This is a genomic window from Streptomyces sp. NPDC048504 (genome assembly GCF_043200035.1).
Classification (GTDB): domain Bacteria; phylum Actinomycetota; class Actinomycetes; order Streptomycetales; family Streptomycetaceae; genus Streptomyces.
In genome coordinates this window covers 188,914-210,128 of the sequence record NZ_JBICXA010000022.1, presented here as the reverse complement: position 1 = coordinate 210,128, position 21,215 = coordinate 188,914, and the positions used below count along the sequence as shown (strand labels likewise).

Annotated in this window: 18 protein-coding genes and 1 pseudogene; 11 read left to right on the top strand and 8 right to left on the bottom strand. The window is 71.9% G+C overall.

Translation table 11 applies throughout. From position 1 onward, the window contains the following. Positions 1 to 31: 31 nt before the first annotated feature. A complete protein-coding gene (locus ACGFY9_RS42425; protein ID WP_393763485.1) occupies positions 32 to 733 on the top strand; it encodes a polysaccharide deacetylase family protein in 702 nt (233 codons plus the stop codon). Positions 734 to 965: 232 nt separating this feature from the next. Further along, positions 966 to 1,757 (top strand): hypothetical protein, encoded by a 792-nt coding sequence (locus ACGFY9_RS42420; protein ID WP_393763483.1) that lies wholly within the window; start codon positions 966 to 968, stop codon positions 1,755 to 1,757. A gap of 13 nt (positions 1,758 to 1,770) precedes the next feature. On the opposite strand, the gene ACGFY9_RS42415 is transcribed toward ACGFY9_RS42420, so the two are convergent. Beyond that, a complete protein-coding gene (locus tag ACGFY9_RS42415; RefSeq protein ID WP_393763481.1) occupies positions 1,771 to 3,162 on the bottom strand; it encodes a sensor histidine kinase in 1,392 nt (463 codons plus the stop codon). Between the two features lie 319 nt (positions 3,163 to 3,481). Continuing rightward, a complete protein-coding gene (locus ACGFY9_RS42410; RefSeq protein ID WP_393763479.1) occupies positions 3,482 to 4,144 on the bottom strand; it encodes a response regulator transcription factor in 663 nt (220 codons plus the stop codon). Between the two features lie 118 nt (positions 4,145 to 4,262). Between ACGFY9_RS42410 and ACGFY9_RS42405 the strand changes: the two genes are divergently transcribed. Next, a complete protein-coding gene (locus ACGFY9_RS42405) occupies positions 4,263 to 5,096 on the top strand; it encodes a hypothetical protein (RefSeq protein WP_393763477.1) in 834 nt (277 codons plus the stop codon). Positions 5,097 to 5,680: 584 nt separating this feature from the next. Here the strand turns inward: ACGFY9_RS42405 and ACGFY9_RS42400 are convergent. Both ACGFY9_RS42400 and ACGFY9_RS42395 read right to left on the bottom strand, forming a co-directional pair. Beyond that, complete coding sequence (locus ACGFY9_RS42400; protein WP_393763475.1) at positions 5,681 to 7,117, bottom strand: NAD(P)/FAD-dependent oxidoreductase; 1,437 nt, start codon at positions 7,115 to 7,117, stop codon at positions 5,681 to 5,683. A gap of 124 nt (positions 7,118 to 7,241) precedes the next feature. Continuing rightward, positions 7,242 to 7,658, bottom strand: a complete 417-nt coding sequence (locus tag ACGFY9_RS42395; RefSeq protein ID WP_318018619.1) for an SsgA family sporulation/cell division regulator — start codon at positions 7,656 to 7,658, stop codon at positions 7,242 to 7,244. A 208-nt stretch (positions 7,659 to 7,866) separates the two neighbouring features. Here ACGFY9_RS42395 and ACGFY9_RS42390 point away from each other — a divergent pair, with 208 nt between their 5' ends. Then, on the top strand, positions 7,867 to 9,429 hold the full coding sequence (locus tag ACGFY9_RS42390; protein WP_393763473.1) for a sigma-70 family RNA polymerase sigma factor: 1,563 nt from the start codon (positions 7,867 to 7,869) through the stop codon (positions 9,427 to 9,429). Here ACGFY9_RS42390 and ACGFY9_RS42385 read toward each other — a convergent pair. Both ACGFY9_RS42385 and ACGFY9_RS42380 read right to left on the bottom strand, forming a co-directional pair. Beyond that, the gene (locus ACGFY9_RS42385) at positions 9,391 to 10,986 is read right to left on the bottom strand and encodes a hypothetical protein (RefSeq protein WP_393763471.1); all 1,596 of its coding nucleotides are present in this window, start codon (positions 10,984 to 10,986) and stop codon (positions 9,391 to 9,393) included. The genes ACGFY9_RS42390 and ACGFY9_RS42385 overlap by 39 nt on opposite strands. Before the next feature lie 96 nt (positions 10,987 to 11,082). Then, positions 11,083 to 11,991 (bottom strand): LysR family transcriptional regulator, encoded by a 909-nt coding sequence (locus ACGFY9_RS42380; RefSeq protein ID WP_393763469.1) that lies wholly within the window; start codon positions 11,989 to 11,991, stop codon positions 11,083 to 11,085. A 90-nt stretch (positions 11,992 to 12,081) separates the two neighbouring features. On the opposite strand from ACGFY9_RS42380, the gene ACGFY9_RS42375 reads away from it, so the two are divergent. After that, a complete protein-coding gene (locus tag ACGFY9_RS42375) occupies positions 12,082 to 12,912 on the top strand; it encodes an oxidoreductase (protein ID WP_393763467.1) in 831 nt (276 codons plus the stop codon). A 90-nt stretch (positions 12,913 to 13,002) separates the two neighbouring features. Then, a complete protein-coding gene (locus tag ACGFY9_RS42370) occupies positions 13,003 to 15,216 on the top strand; it encodes a DEAD/DEAH box helicase (protein WP_393763465.1) in 2,214 nt (737 codons plus the stop codon). A 24-nt stretch (positions 15,217 to 15,240) separates the two neighbouring features. On the opposite strand, the pseudogene ACGFY9_RS42365 reads toward ACGFY9_RS42370, so the two are convergent. Together ACGFY9_RS42365 and ACGFY9_RS42360 are read right to left on the bottom strand one after the other, a co-directional pair. Next, a pseudogene (locus ACGFY9_RS42365) lies at positions 15,241 to 15,849 on the bottom strand (discoidin domain-containing protein); the annotation flags it as partial. A 24-nt stretch (positions 15,850 to 15,873) separates the two neighbouring features. Further along, positions 15,874 to 17,103, bottom strand: a complete 1,230-nt coding sequence (locus ACGFY9_RS42360; RefSeq protein WP_393763463.1) for a serpin family protein — start codon at positions 17,101 to 17,103, stop codon at positions 15,874 to 15,876. A 296-nt stretch (positions 17,104 to 17,399) separates the two neighbouring features. Between ACGFY9_RS42360 and ACGFY9_RS42355 the strand changes: the two genes are divergently transcribed. From ACGFY9_RS42355 to ACGFY9_RS42335, 5 genes are all read left to right on the top strand, one after another. Next, on the top strand, positions 17,400 to 18,764 hold the full coding sequence (locus ACGFY9_RS42355; RefSeq protein ID WP_393763462.1) for a DUF4190 domain-containing protein: 1,365 nt from the start codon (positions 17,400 to 17,402) through the stop codon (positions 18,762 to 18,764). A gap of 147 nt (positions 18,765 to 18,911) precedes the next feature. Next, positions 18,912 to 19,664, top strand: coding sequence for a GntR family transcriptional regulator (locus ACGFY9_RS42350; protein ID WP_393763460.1), 753 nt, complete (start codon positions 18,912 to 18,914; stop codon positions 19,662 to 19,664). Positions 19,665 to 20,006: 342 nt separating this feature from the next. Beyond that, entirely contained in the window at positions 20,007 to 20,198 is a 192-nt protein-coding gene (locus tag ACGFY9_RS42345; protein ID WP_033286475.1) for an SPOR domain-containing protein, read from the top strand. 31 nt (positions 20,199 to 20,229) lie between these two features. Beyond that, positions 20,230 to 20,640 (top strand): (deoxy)nucleoside triphosphate pyrophosphohydrolase, encoded by a 411-nt coding sequence (locus ACGFY9_RS42340; protein ID WP_393763458.1) that lies wholly within the window; start codon positions 20,230 to 20,232, stop codon positions 20,638 to 20,640. A 154-nt stretch (positions 20,641 to 20,794) separates the two neighbouring features. Further along, positions 20,795 to 21,202, top strand: coding sequence for an ATP-binding protein (locus ACGFY9_RS42335; protein WP_393763542.1), 408 nt, complete (start codon positions 20,795 to 20,797; stop codon positions 21,200 to 21,202). The last annotated feature ends 13 nt before the right edge of the window (positions 21,203 to 21,215 follow it).

Below are 21,215 nucleotides of genomic sequence, written 5' to 3'. Positions count from 1 at the left end.
CCCAACTCCCCAGACTGGAGGACCACTTCACATGGCATCCGCACCGCACTTCTCGTTACGTTCCCTGCGACCCCTGGTCGCCACGCCGGCCGTCGTCGCCCTGGCCGCCGCGGGCACCCTCGCCGTCAGCTTGAACACCCCCGCTCAGGCCGCCACGTGCGGCGGGTACGTCGGGCTCACCTTCGACGACGGCCCGTCCGGCAACACACCCGCCCTGCTCAACGCCCTGAAGCAGAACGGTCTCCGGGCCACGACGTTCAACGAGGGCCAGTACGCGGCCGCGTACCCGGCGCAGGTCAGGGCGGAGGTCGCCGCCGGCATGTGGGTCGGCAACCACAGCTACACCCATCCGCACCTGATCCAGCAGACCCAGGCGACGATCGACTCGGAGATCGCCCGGACCCAGCAGGCCATCGCGGCCGCGGGCGGCGGCACCCCCAAGCTCTTCCGGCCGCCGTACGGCGAGACCAACGCGACGGTGAAGGCCGTAGAGGCCAAGTACGGTCTGAAAGAGATCATTTGGGACGTCGACTCCCAGGACTGGAACGGCGCCAGCACCGACGCGATCGTCGCGGCGGCCGCCCGGCTCACCAACGGCCAGATCATCCTCATGCACGACTGGCCCGCCAACACGGTCGCGGCGATCCCGCGCATCGCGCAGGGCCTGGCCGCCCGCAATCTGTGCGCCGGGATGATCTCGCCGCAGACCGGCCGTGCCGTGGCTCCCGGATAGGGGCAGTAGCGGCGTCGGCGAGTTCCTCAGGAACACCGTCCACGCGGCGCGGCGGCCTTCGCTGTCGCGCCGCGTGTATCACCCGAAACACGCCCCTGACCAGCGCGTTGGCTACCGCTTTCAGGTTGTGTTCAGGCTCGGAGGGGCCTCGGGCAACTCATGCACAGGAAGCCCCAAAACTCTGGCAAAGGGGTCTGGGGCAACCCTCGGACAGCGTGCCATGGTGCCTGCCATGACGACTGATCACCTCACTCACGACCGGCCCTCGCGCCGCATCCGGCACGCGGCGAGCAAGGTGCCGGAGGTGACCGTCTACTTCTGGATCATCAAGGTGCTGACGACGGGCATGGGGGAGACGGCCTCCGACTTCCTGGCCCACGCGTTCGGCCCGATCCCCGCCGTCGGCCTCGGCGGCATCGCCCTGGTGGCCGCCCTGGCGGCGCAGTTCGCCGTGCGGCGGTACGTGGCCTGGGTCTACTGGACGGCGATCGTCATGGTCAGCGTGTTCGGCACGATGGCCGCCGACGTCCTGCACGTCGGCCTCGGTGTGCCGTACGCGCTCTCCACGCCGTTCTTCATGGTCGTCCTGGCCGCCGTCTTCGTCCTCTGGTACCGCAGCGAGGGCACCCTGTCGATCCACAGCATCCACACCCGGCGCCGCGAGGCCTTCTACTGGGCCGCCGTGCTCGCCACGTTCGCGCTGGGCACGGCCTGCGGGGACCTCACCGCCACGATCGGCCTCGGCTATCTGGGCTCCGCCGTCCTGTACGGCGTCGCGATCGCGGTTCCGGCCGTCGCGCACCGGTGGGGCAACCTGAACGCGGTGACCGCGTTCTGGGCGGCGTACGTCCTCACCCGCCCGCTCGGTGCGTCCGTCGCCGACTGGATGGCTGTCGGTCACCAACGGGGCGGTCTCGCCTGGGGACTCGGTCCGGTCACGCTGGCCTGGACGGTGGCCATCCTCGGCTTCGTCGGCTATCTCGCCGTCTCCCGCAAGGACATCCGGCACGACGCCGTGGCGTGAGCGCGGGCCACGGTCATCCGGCGGGCAGATCCACCACGAACCGCGCGCCGGGGGCGTGCCCGGCGTCGTACGTCACCTCCCCGCCCGCGGAGCGGGCCAGGCGGCGCGCCAGCGGCAGTCCGAGGCCCGCGCCGCCATGGCCGTCGCCGGGATCCGCGCGACGGCCGGGCTCGAAGAGCTGTCCGGCGAACGGGGGCGGTACGCCGGGCCCGTCGTCCACGATGTCGACGCGTACGCCGTCCGGTGCGCCGTCGGGTGCGCGGTACGCGCGGACGGTGACGACCGACTCGGCGTAGCGGCAGGCGTTGCCGAGGAGCGGGCTGACAATGCGTTCGAGGAGGGCGGGCGGAACTCCGGCCACGAGGTGCGGTCCGGCCACCGTGACCGTCAAGTGCCCTGGTGCGTACGGGACTTCGGCCAGGCCGCGCAGTACGGGCAGGACCTCGGCCGTGCCCGGCGCGGTGAGGGCGCCGTCGCGGGCGTCGTCCAGGAGGGTGTCGCAGATGCTGCGCATCGACTCGGCGGCATCCGCGATCACCTGGTGGGTGGCCCGGGTCTGATCGGCCGTGCGGGGGCGGGCCCGCCACCAGTCGAGCTCGGCGATGATCCGGCTCAACGGTGTGCGCAGCTCGTGCGAGAGCTCGCCGGTGAGCCGGCGTTCGTGGCGCAGAAGAGTGCGGATACGGTCCAGCAGGGCGTCCAACGACCCGCCGAGACGGGCGAGTTCGGCCGGATGCCGCATGCTGCCGAACCGTTCCTCGGAGGCGGTCGCGCTCCACTGGGTGGCCTGGTCGGTCATCGTGCGGACGGGGCGCAGCGCGCGGCCGACGGCCAGTCGGGTCAGGGCGTAGGTGCAGGCGAGCATGACGACGTCCAGCGCGAGCGATCCCAGGAGCAGGGTGTCGGCCGAACTCCGGTAGGGGGAGAGGTCCAGCGCGGTGACCACCGTGGCCCGCCCGCCCGCACCCGGTACCGGGTGGGAGCACAAGCGGAGGGGGCGACGGACCGTGGTCGTGAGGCAGCGCTGCCCGCCCCGCGCGGCGAGCGCGTCGGCGACCCGGGTCAACGGGCCCGCAGCCGGCGGCTGTTCGAGCAGGCGCCGGCCGGAGTAGATCCACACGTTGGCGTCGAGGAGGTCGTCGTGGGACGTCTCCAGCACCCGTACCGTCGCCCCGCTGGTGTCGACGGTCGTCGCGACGGCGGCGGCACGGGTGCGCAGCTCATCGTCCGCCTGATGCCGGAGCCGGTGCCCGGCGACGGAGTTGAACGCCACGGTGAGCACCACCATCAGCAACGCGGCCGTGAGCAGCGCCACGAGGGAGAGCCGGCCGCGCAGGGTGCGGGGTGGCAGGCGCCGGAGGACGGCGGTGACGGTGGCCTGCGGTCGGTGTCGGGGGGCGCTCATGACGGTTGGTCGCCGGAGGTGCGGGTGGTGCGGGGTCCCGGGTGGTGGTGGAGGGCGGTCGCGGGGCGCGGGGGGTGGGTGTCGGGGTCGCTCATGATGGGTGGATGCCGATCGTGGCGGGCTGGCGGGCTGGCGGGCTGGCGGGCTGGCGGGCTGTGCGGGGGATGCGGGCTGTGCGGGGCTGGCAGGGCAGGCCCGCCTGCACCCGCAGCCCGACGCCGGCACATCCGCGAGCCGAATCGCCGTGGGCCACTCGGGCCCTCGCGCCCGGGACCTTCGCGCGGCCGCCGGCCCACAGCCCGTGACGAAGCAACCCCGTTCATGACAGGCGGTGTCCGACCCCGCGGGCCGTGCCGATCGTCCGGGTGCTGCCCGCCTCGCGGAGTTTGCGGCGCAGGCGGGTCAGGTACTGGTCGAGGGTGTTGTCGTGGACCCGGGCGCCTGCGGGCCAGCCCGCGCGGACCAGCTCGCGGCGGCTGACGATGCCGCCGGAGGCCGCCATGAGCGCGGCCAGGAGCCGGAACTCGGTCGGTGTCAGGTCGACCCGGGTGTCCCGCATGTCGACCGTGTGCCGGACGGCGTCCAGCACCAGGTCTCCCGCCGTGGCGGCGGGCGCCGGTGCCGCCCGTTTGAGGGCAGCCCGCAGGCGGGCGGCGAGTTCGGCGAGGTGGAACGGCTTGGGCAGGTAGTCGTCGCCCCCGGCCGAGAACCCGGACAGCCGGTCGGGCAGCCGGTGATGCGCGCTGAGGAAGATCACCGGGGAGAGGAACCCGTTCGCCCGCATCGCCTGGCACACGTCCCGCCCGTCGGCGTCGGGCAGCCCGATGTCGAGCACGGCGGCGGAGACGTCGGCGGTGGCCAGGCGCAGGGCGGTGGCGCCGTCCGGCGCGGGGACGGTGTCGTAGTCCTCGTCGCGCAGCCCGCGCATCAGCACGTCCCGCAGGGCGTGATCGTCCTCGACGACCAGGATCGTCCGGCGCATGGTCCTCCCTGACTACAATCCTGTAGACGGTCTACGGAACTGTAGACGATGCCGGGGCGGGAGCGCGCCGCGCGACGGTCAGGATGCGTTCAGGTGTCCGATGGCACGGTCGGGCCCCATGACATACGAGACATCCGAGACGTCCGAGACCTCTGCGACCGGCACGGCCGGCGTCACGCGTCCGCCGCGCTGGAACAAGGTGCCCGAGGTCACCGCGTACTTCTGGATCATCAAGGTGCTGTGCACGACGGTCGGCGAGACCGCGGCCGATCTGCTGAACGAGAAGGCCGGCCTGGGCCTGACCGGTGTGTCGGTGCTGATGAGCGGGCTGCTGGCGGTGGTGCTGGTGGTCCAGTTCCGTACGACCGCCTACCGCGCCGGCGTCTACTGGCTCGCCGTGGCGCTGATCAGCGTCGTCGGGACGCTCATCAGCGACAACCTGACCGACAACATGGGTGTGCCGCTGGAGACGAGCACCGCGGTGTTCGCCGTCGCCCTCGTGGTGGTGTTCGTGGTCTGGTACCGGCGCGAGGGGACGCTGTCCATCCACAGCATCGACACCACCGGCCGCGAGGCCTACTACTGGCTCGCCGTGCTGTTCACCTTCGCCCTGGGCACCGCCGCCGGTGACCTGGTCTCCGAGCGCATGAACCTCGGCTACTGGCTGTCCGCCGTCCTCTTCGCCCTGGCCATCGGGGCGGTGGCGGTCGCGCACTTCGCCCTCGGCCTGGACGCGGTGCGCAGCTTCTGGATCGCCTACGTCCTCACCCGCCCCCTGGGCGCCTCGATCGGCGACTACCTCTCCCAGCCGACCGGCGACGGCGGCCTCGGCTTCGGAACCGTCGTCACGAGCGCGCTGTTCCTGGCGGTCATCCTCGGCCTGGTGGTGTACCTCGCGGTGACCCGCAGGGACGTCATCGACCGCGGGGGTGTCGCGCGCCAGGCGGCCTGACCGGCGGACGGCGAAACCGTCCCCACGTCACTCCCGCCCGGCGGCCGGGTTGAGCGCCGCCGCGACCGCCGCGACCGCCGCGACCGCCGCGACCGCCGCGACCGCCGCGACCGCCGCGACCGCCGCGACCGCCGGGGTCACGGGGCGTCCGGCGAGGACGTGACGGACGGCGTCGAAGGGGACGGGGCGCTCGTAGTAGTCCTCGAAGTGGGCCTGGACGGTCTCCGGGGAGCGGTCGGTGAGGAGCTGGATGAGGAAGCCGGAGCCGTCCGGGCTCTCGTGACCCGCCGGGAAATCGATGGCCGAGCCGGTGCGCCACGCGGTGTCACCGGTCTCGCGCCACAGACAGACGGTGACGCGAGTGAAGTCGAGCCGTTGTCCATCAGGGCCGCCTCCTCGCCCGGGCCCCAGTCGGCGTCGAAGGTGTACACGCAGAACTGCGGATCGTCGCCGATCGTGGCGTCCAGGACCGCCAACGCCCGCAGATGGACACGGACTTCGGCGGGGTCGGGGAGGAGGGCGGCGGCCTCGTACACGGTGCTCATGACCTCATGGAAGCAGCCGCCACTGACAACCCCGGCGCGCTACTGGGCGATCCCGGGCAGCGAGATACCGGCCTCAGCCAGCAACTCCCGTTCCCCAGCTGTGAAAGTCGGCCCGTCGAGCTGCGGCCTCAGCGGCCCAATTGCCGCCGCCGCGAGCACACTTGGCCGGAGCAGCGCCGTGCCCGGGGACTGGAGGGTCAGTACCTCCGTCATCGCGGTCGCCACGTGGTACGAGCCCGTGGCGGTGTGGGACAGCCTGCTGACGTAGCGCTGGAGGAGGCGGTCGGCCGCGCCCGCGTTCCTGCCCTTCGTCGTCTCGTAGTGGATGTCCTGGCCCACGGCGAGACTCCAGGCGAGTTCGACAGGTCTCGCGATGGCCCGTTGCGCCTTGCGGGAGAGGCCGTCGGCGAGGCCCACGGACGTCAGTTGGGTGCGGAGCGCTACCGCGCCGAGCGCCGCCACCGACATGCCGTGGCCGTAGATCGGGTTGAACGCGGCGACCGAGTCGCCCAGGGCGACCAGGCCTTCGGGCCAGGACTTCAGGCGCTCGTAGTAGTAACGGCGGTTGACCGTGCTGTGGGTCAGGGCCACGTCGGTGAGGGGTTCGGCGTGGGACAGGAGGTCGGCGACGATCGGGTGGCGGAGGGTGCGGGCGTACGGCTCGAACTCGGCTGCCTCACGGGTGGGTTGGGCGCCCGGGGTGCCGATCAGGCTGACGTGCCAGCGGCCGTCCTCGATGGGGACGATGCCGCCCGTCCGGCCGGGTTCGCCTCGCCGCGGGTCGGCCTGGACGTTGATCACGGGCCAGCCGCGGGTGGAGACCGGGGCGCGGTAGATACGGCTGGCGTACGCGATGCCGGAGTCGATGCGGTCCTCGGCGGGGCCCGGGATGCCCAACTCGCCCAGCCACTGCGGAGTTCGGGACGCCCTTCCGGACGCGTCGATCACCAGGTCCGCGGTCAGGTCGGTCTCGGTGCCGTCCGCCGCGCGCAGCCGTACGCCGGTGACGCGGCGCGAACTCCCCAGCAGGGCCGTGACTTTGGTGTGCGGGCGCACGCTGACGCGCGGGTCCTTCAGCACCTGTCCGCGGACGATGGAATCCGTGAGGTCGCGGCTCGCGGTGATCAGGTAGTGGCTGTCCCGTTCCCAGCGGCGGTACCAGCCCTCGGGGGAGTAGATCAGCATGTTCGTCGTCATGGGCACCCGGTTGGCGCCCGCGGACAACAACTCCCCGACCGTGCCCGGCACCAGATCCTCGATCGCGTTGGCCCCACCGGACAACAGGACGTGGAAATGGGCCGCTTGGGGAACGCCCGGGCGTGACTCCGGCCCCTCGGGCAGATCGTGCGCCTCGATGATCTCGACGGTGTCGACGAAGTCCTTCACGGCGGCGGCGGCGAGCATGCCGGCGAGGCTGCCTCCGACGACGACGGCACGGGTGGACAACCGGGGCGTCCGGGGCGGCGATGCGCTCATGGGGGGCTGCTTTCTCCAGACGGGCACCGTTCGTGCGTGGCAGGGGGTACCGGCGAACCGGATCACATCGAGAGGCCTCGCAGAATATGCCAATCGCAAGGGGACCGAAACGGGACCACCGCCCTCACGCGCCGTCGAGCAGCGAGGCGAGACCCCGGTCGAGGGACGGCTCCAGGGCCTCCCGGCCCGGCTCGGTCACCCGGTACGTGCGGCGCAGGAAGTGGTGCAGCGCGACCGTGTCGAAGCGGATCATCGCGATGCCCTCCGGCGAGTGGAACTCAACAGCCGTGTGGGCGGGGCCGTAGGGACGGATGTGTACGTTGCCCATCCCGGCCGGGGTGGCGAGACCCTCCTCCAGCAACGCCCGCGCGAAGGTCCACGTCACCTTCTTGCCGTCGAGCGATATCCAGGCGGGGAACAGGAGTTGGACGGCGAAGGGGTCGCCGGAGGAGTAGCGAAGGGTGACCGTGACGGCCAGCTCCTGGTCGTCGTCGGCGATCAGGCGGGCGCTGGTGGGCTGTTCCAGGGTGACGTGGCGCATGGACGGTCTCCGATTCGGGTGGGACGGCGGCCGGTTGTGCCGACTCACCTCCTTGAGCGCGTGGAGGGGTGCTTGATTACGCGGTTACGGAAGAAGGTTGATGTGATCTGGGTCACCTTCTGTTATTGCTGCAACTTTAGTTGAAAGTTTCGCCATCTAGGCTTACAAATCCTTCCCCGCCCCCCTTGGCAACTGGAGCGTTGCTGCCATGAACGACGGTCCCACCGCCGCGTACGCCCGGATCTACGAGGAGCAGCAGCCGCGCCTCGTCGCCTACGCCCGCTCGCTCACCCGGAACACCTGGGTCGCCGAAGACCTCGTCGCCGAGGCGCACTTCAGGGTGTGGCGCAGGCTGTCCGCCGGCCATGAGATCGACAACGTACCGGCGTACCTCATGACGACCGTGAAGCACCTCGCCACGGCCGCGGGGAGCGCCGCACGCGAGACACCGCGCGATCCGCAGGCCGACGAGCGGGCGGACGCGAGCCACGCGCACGTCCACGGGGGCGACCCGGCCGAGCAGGTGTCCTCGACCGACCTGCTGGTACGGGTACTTGAGCAACTGCCCGAGCGCTGGGTGAAGGCACTGTGGCTGGCCGAGGCCGAGGGCCTTCCGCTGGCCGCGATCGGTCCCCAACTCGGCACCAAGCAGGGCGCGACGGCCGTACTGCTGCACCGCGCGCGCGAGGGCATGCGGCAGGCGTTCCTGCGCGAGCAGACCGGCGCCCCGGACGATCCCGCGTGCCAGGTCCACTGGGCCCGTATGCCCGCGTACGTCCGCGGCGGCGCCACCGAGCGGCAGTCCGAACGGCTCCTCGGCCACGTCGACGCGTGCGACGACTGCCGCGCTCGCCTCGCGGCCCAGATGCGCGCCAACGACCGCCTGCCCGCACTCGTCGCACCGGCCCTGCTGGTGTTCGTGCTCGGCGGCACGGGCAAGTTCCTGTTCGCCGCGTTCGGCGCGGGCTCCGCGAGTGCGGTCACGGCTGCGGGTGGTCATGGTGCCGGACTGCTGCACGGCGTACGCCATGCGGCAGCCGGCGCCTCCAAGGCACAGGTCGCGGCCGCCGTCGGTACGGCCGTGGCGGGCGCCGTCGCGGTGTGTGTCCTCCTCGGCGGCACCGACGCCACCGAAGTCCCGGTCGCGAAGGGCCCGGTGGCCGAAGTCCCGGTCTCCCAGGCGCCGGTGGCGTCCGAGCCGCGGACGGGGAAGCCCTCGAAGACGCCGGGCAAGAGCACGGGTTCTACGTCCCCTGCGCCGGACGGGTCCATAAGTGCCGTGTCCCCGGCTGTACTTGGGGACAGCGGGGGCGGGACGATCGTGATATCGGTGGCGGGCGGCGGGGCAACTCCGGTTCCCACGGCTCCTGTTGAGCCGCCGCCGGTGACCACTGAGCCGGTTCCGGTTCCGACCCCGCCTCCGACTCCTGCTCCGCCGGTGACCACGAAGCCGGAACCGGAGCCGACTCCCACGCCGCCGGTGGTCACGGAACCGAAGCCGGAACCCAAGCCGGACCCGACGCCCACGGAACCGACTCCCGCGCCTCCGAAGAGCGAGGAGCCGACGCCGGAGCCGAGCACTCCCGTGGAGGAGACTCCGGATCCCGTCACCACTCCGGAGCCGACGACCCCGTCCGAGCCCTCGACCTCACCCGCGCCCGAACCGTCCGCCCCGACCGGCGACCAGCCCTGTTCGGACGGAGCCGGAGGCCGGGACGGGAACGGGGCCGGATCAGCCGATGGCGTAGGCGCGGTAGACGGTCTCCACTGACGTGCCGCCGGTGGAGTCGGTCACCTGGGAGCGCAGGGCGACCGCGCCGGAGGCCGGGTTGTGCACGGAGGCCTTCCAGGAGGAACCGGAGCGGGTGACCGTGGCGGCCTTCCAGGTCTTGCCGCCGTCCGAAGACGCCCAGACCTTCAGGGACTTGACCGTCGACTTGGTGAACTTGACGTCCGGGCCCTGAGATCCGCGGCCCGCGCTGACCGTGACCGACGTGGTGCTGCTCGCCTTCGCCCGGTTGCGGCTGTCGAGGCCGGCGGGCAGGAAGCGGGTCATGAAGACGGGGGCGACCACCGACTTGGCCGGGTCGGCCTTGAACCGCCAGTCCAGGGTGACGCGCGAGGACAGCATGCCGGACGGGAAGGTGATGCCCGGGTGGTATCGGTGGGCGTCCACGGTCAGCCGGTAGGTGCCGGCCGAGTGGATACGGGCGGCGAAGGTGTCACTGGCCGAGGAGCCCCAGTTGGTCAGGGTCTGCTTCTTGACGGTGGTGCTCCCCTTGGACAGGACCACCGTCTCCTTCGTCGGGTCGGCGCCCCAGACGCCCACGTCGGGGTCGCCGATCAGCGCGTCCGGGATGAAGTTCACGGACTTCTGCCAGACGAAGGGCAGATAGTGCATCGGGCTCCACACGGCCCGCCCGAACGACTGGGTGAAGCTCTGTCCCGCCTTCAGCGTCCTGGTCGCCGGGAAACCGCCGCCGACGGCATCGCCGTTGTTCGCGATCACGTCGTCGCGCGGCTGCCAGGTCCCGGGCGTCACATGGACCGCGGTGCTGAACGGCGCGCTGTCGTCGGTGACGTTGGCGTACAGGTCGGTCGTGCAGTCGTCGACCTTGGGCGCGGCCTGCACGGCGGTCTCGTTCTGCGTGCCCATCTGCGCCCCGCTGCGCACCGAGAACCGCAACGTCGCCAGCTGCGACCGCTTGAACGAACCGCCGGGTGCGGCCGGGATCCCGGTCGTCTTCCTGACCGCGACATAGCTGTCGTTGCCCGACCACTGCGCCATGTACCCGAACTGGAGCAGCTTGGAGGAGTTGGGGATCGCGTAGAGCGACCCCGCGTCGTTCCAGCCGCCCGAGCTGAACGCGGAGGGCATGTCCATGTCCGCGGCGCACACCTGCGCGCTGATCCGGGCCGGCTGCGTCACATCGGCCGGGGTGTCCAGCGACACCTTCACGGCCTTGCCCTTACGGGCGTCCAGCGTCACGGACTTGGCTCCCGACACCGTCACCACCTGCGCGCCGATCGTGTCGGTGCCCAGACCGTCCGTCGCGCTCTCGTAGATGTCGGTCATGGCGAGGTACTTGCCCGCCGGCAGGCTGAGCCGCTTGCCCGACTTGACGGTACGCGTCTCACCCGACGACGCGTTGACGACGGTGATCGTCGTCGCGACCTTGGCGCCGTGCCGGCCCAGCGTGGTCACGGTCAGCGAGCCCGACGCCGCCTGCGCGGACGTGGTCGGAACGAGCAACGGCCCCGCGAGCGCGGCCACTCCGACGAACGCGAGCGATGCGATCGGCGTGCGTCTTGTCCGTCGTACGGACATGCTTCCCCCTGTGGACATGGTTCCCCTCCGAGCCCCGAACCCTGAATCCCGACCCCCGAAAACGGCTCATCGTAACCGTGTCGCAGACGCGTTCGATCAGCGCCCCGCCCCCAGACGGCACGCCTCCGCATACGCCCGGACCAGCGGCCGTCCGCCGTCCTCCCGCCGCCAGGCCAGGGCGTAACGGCTCGGCGAAATACCGTGCACCGGGCGGGTGATGACACCGCCGAGAGTGATCAGGTGGGCGTTGCCCGTGGCCACCAGACAGACGCCGAGACCGGCGACCAGCGCCTCGTACGTCTCCTCCGTGCTCGCGATCTCCGCGCCGATGCGCGGGAGTTGGCCACCTCGCTCGTCGAGGGCGAGCCAGTGGTCGCGCAGGGGGCCCGCGTCCGACGGCAGGGCGAGGAACGGCTCGTCGGCGAGGTCCGCGAAGTCGACCTCGGCGCGAGCGGCCAGCGGGTGGCTCTCCGGGAGCGCGACCAGGCGGGGTTCCTCCGCCACGACCGTCCAGTCGTAGCGCTCCGCGTCGGGCAGCGGCAGCCACACGAACGCCACGTCCGCGTCGCCGTCCGCGAGACCGGCCGTCGGATCGTCCCAACTCACCTGCCGCAGCCGTACGGTGGCCTCCGGACGCGCGGCCGTGAAGCGGGAGCGGATCGCGGGCAGGAGGCCGCCCCGGCCGGGGCTGGTGCTCATGCCGACCACCAGGGTGCTGCGCCCGGCCGCGCTCACCTCCGCCAGCGCGGCCGCGCCCTCCGCCCAGACCGCCAACACCCGCTCGGCGTACGGCAGTAGGGCCGCACCGGCGGCCGTGAGCGCCACGCCCTGCCGGTCACGCCGGAACAACTCGGCGCCCAACTGCCGTTCCAGCGCCCGGATCTGCTTGCTCAGGGCGGGCTGCGAGACGTACAGCTTCTCGGCCGCGCGCGTGAAGTGGAGCTCCTCGGCGACCGCGACGAAGTACCGCAGGTCCCGTACGTGGACGTCCGTCGTCATAGCCATGGGTTATCAGCGTAGGTCTTGGACGGGCGATCGGGGGCGGGAGCACGCTGGTCGGCAGTTGGACGACAAGGGATCTCAAGGGGAGACGTCATGAACAAGGTGTGGCTGGTCACCGGTGCGAGCAGCGGGTTCGGGCGGGCGATCGTCGAGGCGGCGCTCGCGGCCGGTGACGTGGTGGTCGGTGCGGCCCGGCGGACCGAGGGACTGGACGACCTGGTGGCCGCGCGGCCCGACCAGATGGAGGCGTTGCGCCTGGACGTCACCGACACGGGGGCCGCCGAGGCCGCCGTACGGGACGTGGTGGCGCGGCACGGGCGGATCGACGTCCTCGTCAACAACGCGGGCCGTACGCACGTCGGGGCCTTCGAGGAGACCACCGAGCAGGAACTTCGGGACCTGTTCGACCTGCATGTCTTCGGGCCTGCGGCCCTCACGCGCGCGGTGCTGCCGTCCATGCGGGAACGGCGGTCCGGCGCGATCGTGCAGATGAGCAGCATGGGCGGGCAGATGTCCTTCGCGGGCTTCTCGGCGTACAGCGGAACGAAGTTCGCCCTGGAGGGGCTCTCCGAGGGGCTCGCGGACGAGGTCGCCGAGTACGGCATCAAGGTGCTGATCGTCGAGCCGGGCGCCTTCCGGACCGCCCTCTTCGACACGAGCCGGGCCGGGGTCAGCGCCGACAGCGGGGTGTACGCCAAGGTGAGCGAGACCCGCGGCTTCGTCTCCGGCGGCGACGGCGCTCAGGCCGGCGACCCCGAGAAGGCGGCGGCCCTCATTCTCGCCGCCCTCGACGCCGAGGACACCCCGCTGCACCTGCCGCTGGGTGACGAAGCGGTCGACGCCGTGCTCGGACACCTGGAGCAGGTGCGCGGCGACATCGCGGCGTGGGAGAAGCGGACCCGGGCGACGGGGTTCGACGCCTGACGGAGGGCTGGGAAGCCGGGCCCGCTCCCGTTGTCAGTGGTGCGTGCCACGATGGGTGCACGGCGAGACGCATGGGGAGCGGGGGGTGACATGGAGGGCGAGTTTCCGCGGGCCGGGCGGCGGGCCAGGGAGCTGTGCGCACGGGGCACGCGGCTCTACGACGTGGCGCGCGCCCTGCGTGAGGACCACACCCGCGCCCTCGACACCGTCCGCTCCGCGCTGGAGCCGTTGCGGGCCGAACTCGTCGCGCAGGAGCTGGAGTCCATCCCGGTCGCCCGTCTGAAGGACGTCACCGAAGGGCGGCTGCGGCTCGGGGCCGTGGAGGCGGCGGGCCTCACCTCCGTGCGCGCGGTGCACGAGGCGAGCCGGTATGAGCTGCGGCAACTGCCCGGCGTAGGACAGCAGACCGCCGACCGGGCCCTCGCGGCGGCCCGGCAGATCGCACGGGCCGTCGCGGAGACCGTGTCCGTCCGCATCGACGTCGACCACCCCGAGCCCCGCACCACGGCCCTGGTCATCGCCCTGCAGCGGCTCGTCGAGGCCGGACCCGAACTGCGCCGTGCCCTGGACGCCGCCACCAGGCTCGACGAGCGGCTCGGCGCGCTGCTGCCCGTGGCCCGGCCCGCCAGCAGCAGGCTGTTGATGGCACTCGCCGGGCGCAAGCGGCGGGACGGCGCGCTCGCGGCGGTCGCCGAACTCCACGAGCTGGTCGCCGACCCGGCCGCCAAGGACGTACGGCTGCTGATCGCGCAGGCCTCCACCGACCTGCTGCGGCCGCCGGTCTCCGACATCGAGGCGTGGGTCGACTTCGAGCTGCGGTCCGCCGAGTACTACAGCCAGCTCGCCGAGGTCGACGGGCAGCAGCCGGACCTCGCGGCGAGCGAGGGTTTCCTGCCGGCCGAGCTGGCCGAGCGCGTGCACGCCCAGCCGCTGGACGACACCCACCGCCGGGTCTCCCTGCGCGGATACCAGTCCTTCGGCGCCCGCTTCGCCCTTGCCCAACGCCGGGTCGTCCTCGGGGATGAGATGGGACTCGGCAAGACCGTCCAGGCCATCGCCGCGCTGGCCCATCTCGCGGCCGAGGGGCAGAGCCACTTCCTGGTGGTCTGCCCGGCCAGCGTGCTGATCAACTGGACTCGCGAGATCGGCGCCCGCAGCACCCTGCGCGCGCTGCCGGTGCACGGCCCGGACCGGCACGAGGCCTATGCGGAGTGGGGTGAGCGGGGCGGGGTCGCGATCACGACCTTCGACACGCTGCACACCTTGCCGACGCCCGCCGACAAGTCACCGAAGGGCAAGAGGCCGAAGGCCGAGGCACCGACCGGCCCCACCCCGGGCATGCTCGTCGTGGACGAGGCCCACTACGTGAAGAACCCGGACACCCGCCGCACCAAGTCGGTCGCCCTGTGGACCGAGCGCTGCGACCGCGTCCTGTTCCTCACCGGCACCCCCATGGAGAACCACGTCGAGGAGTTCCGCACCCTCGTCCGCCACCTCCGCCCCGACCTCCTGCCGACCGTCCGCAACGGCACCGCGGCGGCCGGTCCGCACGCCTTCCGCAAGTCCGTCGCCCCCGCCTATCTCCGCCGCAACCAGGAGGACGTGCTCACCGAACTGCCCGCCCTGGTCCAGGTCGACGAGTGGGTGGAACTCGGCGTCGCCGACCGCGAGGCGTACGGCCGCGCGGTCGGCGACGGCAACTTCATGGCGATGCGCCGGGCCGCCTACGCCGACACCGAGAAGTCCGCGAAACTGCAACGCCTGCGGGAGCTGGTCGCCGAGGCCGCGGACAACGGCGTGAAGGTGGTGGTCTTCTCGTACTTCCGGGACGTCCTCGCCGCGGTGGAACAGGCCCTGGAGAAGGGGGTGTTCGGCCCCATCTCCGGAAGCGTCCCGGCCGCCCGCCGGCAACAGCTCGTCGACGACTTCACCCAGGCCCCCGGCCACGCCGTGCTGCTCTCCCAGATCGAGGCGGGTGGGGTCGGCCTCAACCTCCAGGCCGCCTCCCTGGTCATCCTCTGCGAACCCCAGGTCAAACCGACGGTGGAGCACCAGGCCGTGGCCCGCGTCCACCGCATGGGCCAGATACGCACGGTCCAGGTGCACCGCATGCTCGCCACCGACAGCGTGGACGACCGGCTCCTGACCATCCTCAAGAACAAGGACCGCCTCTTCGACGCCTTCGCCCGGCGCAGCGCTCTGGCGGACGCCACCCCGGACGCGATCGACATCTCCGACGCCACGCTGGCCCGCCGCATCGTGGAGGAGGAGCAGCGGCGACTGGCGGCCGAGGCCACCAACTGACCCTGCCTCAGGGGAGTTCGGCCGTCACGAGCGCACGTCGAGTTCGGCGAGAGCGGCGCCCTTGCCGCCACTCCGCACGGTGACGCGCACGTACCGGGCGGCCGTGCCGTCCGGAGCGTGCCACGTGCGCCCGTCCGCAGAGACCTCGACCGTGTACGACCCCGGCTGCTTCGTCCACGTGGGCCGAACCGTCCCCACGCGCACCGTCCGTCCCAGGTCGACCGTGAGGGTGGCGCGGTCGGCGTCCGGGGACCAGGCGGTCGCGGGGCTGCCGTCGACGGCGGCTTCCGGGTAGAGGCCGGAGACCGAGGAGGTGGCCGTCGCCGGGCGGCAGCGGGCCAGGTCGGTGGTGGGGGTGAGGTCCGGGCGCCGGGTCTTCAGGGTGACCGTGCCGGAGAGGGTGCGGCGCCCCTCGGGGGTGTCCAGCGAGAAGGGCGCGCCGGTTCGCAGCCGTACCGTCGTCGTCTTCGCCCCGATCGCGATGTCGTACGTACGACCGCGCCAGTGGAGCCCCGACAGGCGTACGCCGTCCGGGAGTTGGGGCGGCAGGGTCGGGTCGAGGTGGAGGGCGTCGGGGCGCAGGCGCAGGCCGGTGAGGCCGTGGGTGAAGACCTGGAGGAAGCCGCCCTTGCCGGCCGATAGGGACACACCGCTGCGTCAGCGCACGGGATTCGACCCGTTCCCGTACGGCGTCGGATCCGTGACCCAGCCCGCCGTCAGGATCAGGCGGGACTCCCGGTATACGGCCAGGAAGCCGAACGGGCGGTCGAAGCGGGCCGTGACGACGGTGGCCGTACAGCGGAGGTCGGGCAGGGCGCTGCCGGCGACCGGGGCGATGGCGGTCACCGCGGCGGCGCGGAAACCGAGGGCGCCGAACTGGGCCGTCGTGGACTGTTCGGCCTGCCCGACGGCCAGCGGGGCCGGGCTGATGCCGGGGAAGTGGCCGTCCCTGGTGTCCATCGCCGTCGTGAGGCCGAACAGGCCGTGCAGGCCCCGGAGATCGTGCCGCGCCCGCATGTCGTACGCCACCGTCGTGACCGACAGCTCCGGCGGTTGCGGTGTGGCGCAGCGCTGTTGCTCGACGCGCAGGCCCGGTCCCACGTCGCCGTACGGGAGTTGGCCGCTCGGTGTGACAGGGAGCCGGCGGGCCAGCACGTCAACTCCCGTGCCCAGCACCTGACCTGAGGTCATGCGCTGCTCGCCCAGCAGCAGGTGGACGTCGATCCCGTTGTCGCCGGGGACTTTCAGCTGGGTGACGTACCCGTGCGGGCCGCTCACCACGCCGACCCGGTCGAGGCGGACGCCGGTGCGGTGCAGGCCGGCCAGCTGCCGCCCCTGCCAGGGCCCGGAGTCAGGGCGGAGCATCAACTCGCTGAAGGGGCGCGGCCATTCGGTCCGGAGCGCGAGCGCACTCGCCAGGACCATCAGCACGTCCTCGTCCAACGCGACCGGCATCCGCTCGATGAGCCCGCCCGTCCGCTCGGCCACCCACGTGTCCAACGCCCGCTGGGAGGCCGGGAGATCGGCGGTGAGCACACCGTGCGTGCCCGCCGGCAGCCCGGCCCGCCACTCCTCCCGTACGGCCAGCTCACGCCGGGTCCACAGGCCGAGCGCGGAGTCCAGACCCGGCATCGACCCCATCGCGTCCAACAACTCCCGCGCGGCACCGGCCGCTTGGCCGGCGGGCATCCCCACCGCGTCCGCCAGATCCGCCCGCGCGGCGCCCGACGCCCCGTCGGCGAGGAACGCGAGCAGCGGCCACACCCCGGCCGCCGAGAACACCGTGCCCCCGGTCGCCGCGTCCGCCCAACGCGCCGTCAGCCGATTGACCGCGTCGACGGTCCCTCCGACCGCGGTGCCTTCGACCACCGCGCCCTGAACCGCCATCCCCCCGACCGCTCCCAATTCCGCCCCCATGAGTCCCGTAGCGCAAGATCGCCCGATCACAAGATCGCGCACGGGAAGGCTATCGTCGGCCGCCCCGCCCCGATGATCAGCCCCGGTCCCGCTCAGGGAACAACTCCGGTTCCGTGCCCCACCCCGCCCCCGAGAACACCGTGCCCCCGTCGGCCGCCCCCGCTCACCTCACGCTTACCATGCGCCAAGTCGTACGTCAGTCCCGCATCTGAAGATCTCCAGCTCTCCTTCCGGAGATCCCCGCCTGAACCAGGAGCACGGTACCCGTGTCCATACCTCCGCCCCCGGAGCCCCAAGGTCCGCCCGCCCAGGGCCCCGAGAGCCCCCAGGACCAGCCCCCGGCCCAGGCTCCCTCCCCGCAGGCATCCACCCCGTACAACCCGTACGCCCCGCCCCAGCAGGACCCGTACGCCGCGCCGTCACAGGACCCGTACACCCCCTACGGCACGCAGCCCCAACCCCCGTACGGGACACCGCCGCAGATCCCCTACGCCCCGTACCCCCAAGGCACGCAGACCCCTCCGGGTCCCTACGGCCCGCAGCCCTACCAGACCTGGTCCCAGGGCTACACCCCGTACAACAACCCCGCGCCCCTCAACGGCATGTCCGTCGCCGCTCTCGTGCTCGGCGTCCTGTGCTGCATACCGGGGGTCGGGTTCGTCCTCGGGCTGATCTCGCTGAACCAGATCAAGAAGCGGGGTGAGCGCGGGCGGAGCATGGCGGCGGCCGGCATGGTGCTGTCGGCGCTCGGGCTGATGGTGTGGGTGCTCGGGGCTACCGGCGCGGCGACCGGCTTCTGGGACGAGGTCAAGGACAGCGCGCGGAACGACTCCAGCGCCTCTCCGGTGAAGGGCGAGTGCTTCGACGCGCCCAGCGGTTCGCTGGAGGGCATGACGTACGACTTCGACGTGGTGTCCTGCGACGGCGAGCACGATGGGGAGGTGTTCGCCGTCGTGCGGATGGGCGGCGGCTCGTACCCCGGGGACAAGAAGGTCACCGCCACCGCCGACGACAAGTGCTACGCCCTCCAGGACGCCTACGCCATGGACGGCTGGGCCGTGCCCGACGACGTGGACATCTACTACGTCACCCCGACCGCGCAGAGCTGGAGCCTGGGCGACCGCGAGATCACCTGCGTGTTCGGCAACACGGACGAGGAGGCGAGCCTGCCCGGCGGTTCGCTGCGCAACGACGCCACGACCCTCGACTCCGACCAGGTCGCGTATCTGAAGGCGGCCCACGTCCTCAACTCGGCGCTGGACTCGGCCCCCGACGCGCAGTACGTCGAGGACGACCTGCCGGGGCACAAGGCCTGGGCGGGCCGGGTCTCGACCGCGCTGACCCAGCAGGCCGACCTGCTCAACAGCCACCAGTGGCCCGGCGGTTCCGCCAAGCCCGTCGCGGCCCTGGTCAAGGATCTGCGGGCCGCGCAGAAGGAGTGGGCGAAGGCCGCCAAGGCCTCGGACGCCGACGAGTTCTACGCGCACTACGACAAGGGCGCCGCCCTGATCGACCCGCAGAAGTCGGTCACCGCCCGCGAGGCTCTGGGGCTCGCCACGACCCCTCCGTCGTACGACCAGAACGACGGTGGCGGGGACGGTGGGGGAGACGCCGGCGGCATGGAGGTGTGACGGCTCCTATAGCGGGGAGAAAGTGCCTGGGTAAAGCCCACGCCGGGGATAAGTCATCACATCGAGTGATTCTCTGGCCTTTGCTTGCATGGCACAACCCACGGTTGCCAGGCTGTTGCTGTCTGTACAACCTGATGGGAGCGGCCAGTGACATTCGGTGAGCAGCCGGCGTATCTGCGCGTCGCGGGTGATCTCCGCAAGAAGATCGTCGACGGCCAGCTGCCCCCGCACACCCGGCTGCCCTCGCAGGCCAGGATCCGCGAGGAGTACGGGGTCTCCGACACGGTCGCGCTCGAAGCGCGCAAGGTGCTGATGGCCGAGGGGCTGGTCGAGGGCCGCTCCGGGTCGGGGACGTACGTGCGCGAGCGTCCCGTGCCGCGGCGCGTCTCCCGCTCCGGGTTCCGGCCGCCGGCCGGCGCGACCCCGTTCCGGCAGGAGCAGGCCGAGGGGGAGGCACGCGGCACCTGGGAGTCCAGCAGCGAGCAGGTGGAGGCCGGCGGCACCATCGCCGAGCGGCTCGCCCTTCAGCCCGGTGAGCGCGTGATGTGCACGAAGTACGTGTTCCGGGACGCGGGCGAGACGATGATGCTCTCCACGTCCTGGGAGCCCCTCGCGGTGACCGGCCGTACGCCCGTGATGCTCCCGGAGGAAGGGCCACTGGGCGGCATGGGCGTTGTCGAGCGGATGCGCGCCATCGACGTCGTCGTGGACAACGTCACGGAGGAGGTCGGCGCCCGGCCGGGTCTCGCCGAGGAGTTGCTCGCCCTGGGGGGAGTCCCCGGGCACGTGGTCCTGGTCATCCAGCGGACGTACTACGCCTCGGGGCGCCCGGTGGAGACGGCCGATGTCGTGGTCCCGGCCGACCGCTACCGGATCGCCTACCACCTGCCGGTCAAGTAGCGCACCGAGGAGTGCGCCTCGTGTGAAGTAGTCCACCCCTTGCGGCATTTGTCGCCGGAACCGGTCAATCCGCCCTGCCTCGGGCGCCGTTGGATTCCGGTCTTTCTCGCAGGTCGTTCACCGCGCCTGTAGCGTGCCTCTCACCGGATGCGTCGAGGTGCGCCAACGGCGCGTTCGTCATCGTGCGCCCCCTCCGTCCTGGCTGGTTGCGTACCTCTTTGTGAAAACCCGTATTCGCTGCGTGAAGGTTAGGCGTAGGCTCCGGCATATGCGGATTGCGGTTTCCTTATGGGGTGGGGCACGGCACGAACCGCGAGCGGGAGGCGGAGGGGCGCGATGGCGATGAACGACGGCACGATCACTCTTCCCTGGCTCGTGATACGGCAGGACGACAACGGCAATCGCTACCGCGTGGGGCGGTACGCGACCCGCGCCGAGGCCCAGAAGATCGCGGACAGCCTCGACGACCGCGGGCACAAGCAGCTCTACTGGGTCGAGCGGATCGGACAGAGCGAGGACGCCACCCGCAACTGACGGCGCCCTCGCACCCCGTAGGCTCCCGCGCATGACGACACGGATCGTGGTGGTCGGAGCCGCCCTGTTCGACGGCGGCCGACTGCTCGCCGCGCGCCGCAGCGCACCCCCCGAACTGGCCGGGCGCTGGGAACTCCCCGGCGGCAAGGTCGAACCCGGCGAGCGCCCCGAGACCGCGCTGGTGCGCGAGTTGCGCGAGGAACTCGGCGTCGACGCCGAGACCGTGGAGCGCGTCCCGGGACAGTGGCCGCTGAAGCCGCCGTACGTCCTCCAGGTCTGGACGGCCCGGCTGCTCCCCGGCTCGGCGGAGCCCGAGCCCCTCGAAGACCACGACGAACTGCGCTGGCTCGCCCCCGCCGACATCTGGACCGTCGACTGGCTCGACCAGGACGTGCCCGCCGTACGGGAGACACTCGCGCTCCTGGACGCGGGGGCGCGCTGAAGTCGTCGTGGGCCGGGACGGCGGAGCGCGCCGGGCTCGGTGTACGCCGTTCGTGCCACAGTGCGCCCTCGGGGACGGTACCGGGCCCTGAATATCGGGTATGTGCCAATTAACCCCATGAAATCGGACATGGGTGTGCTGGCTGGCCCGGGATGTGATCGGCTTGATCGACACCGAAGGCGACTGCGCCGAGTGGACCTTTCCCGCGGACCCCGGAGCCGTCCGCACCGCACGCACCGCCGTCCGCGGCCAGTTGCGGGACTGGGACCTCGACGCCCTCGCCGACATCGCGGCGCTTCTGGTCAGTGAGCTGGTGACCAACGCGCTGCGGCACGCCACCGGCCCCATCGGCGTCCGCCTGGTCCGGCCCGCCGGCCCGGCCGGTGTGCTGCTGGTCGAGGTCTCCGACCCGCTGCCCGACCCGCCCCGCGAGCGTGTCGCCCGCCCCGAGGACGAGAGCGGCCGGGGTCTCCAACTCGTCGCCGGCGCCTGCGTCCGCTGGGGCACCCGGCCCGGCGAAACGGGCAAAACCGTGTGGTTCGAGCTGGCCGTACCCGGGTGATTCGGGGCCGAAC